The 1,633-nt window shown below is 43.7% G+C and carries 1 protein-coding gene; it reads left to right on the forward strand.

What is annotated here, in order from left to right; translation table 11 throughout:
* Positions 1-427: 427 nt before the first annotated feature.
* The gene (locus tag R7P35_RS23995; RefSeq protein ID WP_206973596.1) at positions 428-1,513 is read left to right on the forward strand and encodes an AI-2E family transporter; all 1,086 of its coding nucleotides are present in this window, start codon (positions 428-430) and stop codon (positions 1,511-1,513) included.
* The last annotated feature ends 120 nt before the right edge of the window (positions 1,514-1,633 follow it).

Consider the following 1,633-nt stretch of genomic DNA (forward strand, 5'->3'; position numbering starts at 1 on the left):
ACGTCTCTAGCGCACGGTTCAAAAGAGATCGACGCGACACTAGAAGCGGCGGATCGCTGTTTTGCAATCATTGCGGCAGAAGCAAAATAAGCGCTACACGCAAGTTATAAGAAAAGGACCGGAAGGTCCTTTTTTATTGCCAGTTCAAAATTACCAAGACAGCTAACACGCCTAGAACAATGCCAAACCACGGAATACGTTTGGTTTTCTTCTCAGATTTACATTTCTTATCGCCGTTACAACAACCCATTTTTCATCTCTTGATTGATAACCATCTGATTTGTAGTCATTATAACAAGGTCATTTACCCCTTCCCAATTCAGCTGTGTCATAAGGCTGAAAGGAAAGCCGGTACAAAGTAATAAAGGTTTCGTGCTGATATCAACGCGAGCCATTGTAAACGTCATCCGTAAGTTGGATTTATCTCATGCCAAACAACGTAAAAATCACGTCGAGTCATCGTGTATTAATGATCGCTCTACTCGCCGCTGCTTTTGCTTGCTATTTATTGGTCGAGCCTTACATCAATTCGATCGTAATGGCTTTCATTATCTCACTGCTTATGTTTCCTGTGCATGAGTGGTTTGAGCGTAAAATGCCAAAACACAAAAATTCGGCATCGCTGCTCACGTGCGTAGTTTTGACTTTCATTATTGTCATTCCACTACTATTTGTGTTTGCTGCAATTGTTCAACAAGGCTCCGTTTTTTCTCAGAACACGTACAAATGGGTCACCAATGGTGGCATTCAAGACATCTTCCAACATCCTTGGGTTATCAAAGGTCTATCCATTGTTAATGAGTACTTACCTTTCGATAAAATCGAGCCAAAAGCCATCGCCGAAAAAATCGGGCAATTTGCTACCACTTTTGGTTCAAACCTTGTCGCGATCAGTGCGAAAATTCTGGGTGATGCAACAAACTTCTTGATGGATTTTTTCCTGATGCTGTTTGTGCTTTTCTTCTTATTACGTGACCACGACAAGATCATTTCGGCAATTCGACATATTCTGCCACTCTCTCGTAGCCAAGAAGATAGAATCTTGACCGAGATAGAACAAGTTTCGAAGTCCGCAGTCATGGGCTCCTTTTTAACGGCTATCGCGCAAGGCTTAGCGGGCGGTATCGGTATGTGGCTAGCTGGCTTCCCTGGCCTATTCTGGGGCACCATGATGGGCTTTGCTTCCTTCATTCCAGTTGTCGGTACGGCGTTGATCTGGATACCAGCCGCCGCGTACTTGTTCCTCACCGGTGATATGACGTGGGCAATCTTCCTAACCGCATGGAGTGTAGTCATCGTCGGTTCGATTGATAACTTGCTGCGTCCATTGTTGATGCAAGGCAGCGCAGGCATGAATACCTTAATAATTTTCTTCTCATTATTAGGTGGTCTGCACTTATTTGGTTTGATTGGTTTGATTTATGGCCCACTGATTTTTGCGGTCACCATGGTGCTGTTTAATATCTATGAAGAGGAATTCAAAGACTTCCTCAACCAACAAGACAACAGCTAGCCGCCACTGAATAGTAAGCAACAGCTTCAAGCTTGGGCCAGATTGTGCGAAAATCTGGCCCTAATTATTTCTGATGAACCAAATTTATGTCTGCCTATATCGCTCCAAGCCAAATCGCTC

The sequence above is a fragment of the Vibrio sp. Vb0304 genome, from assembly GCF_033338995.1.
Taxonomy (GTDB): Bacteria; Pseudomonadota; Gammaproteobacteria; order Enterobacterales; family Vibrionaceae; genus Vibrio; species Vibrio alginolyticus.

Excerpts from the sequence above, each read along its gene's own strand:
- R7P35_RS23995 (WP_206973596.1), top strand. The coding sequence starts at position 428 with ATGCCAAACAACGTAAAAATCACGTCGAGTCATCGTGTATTAATGATC.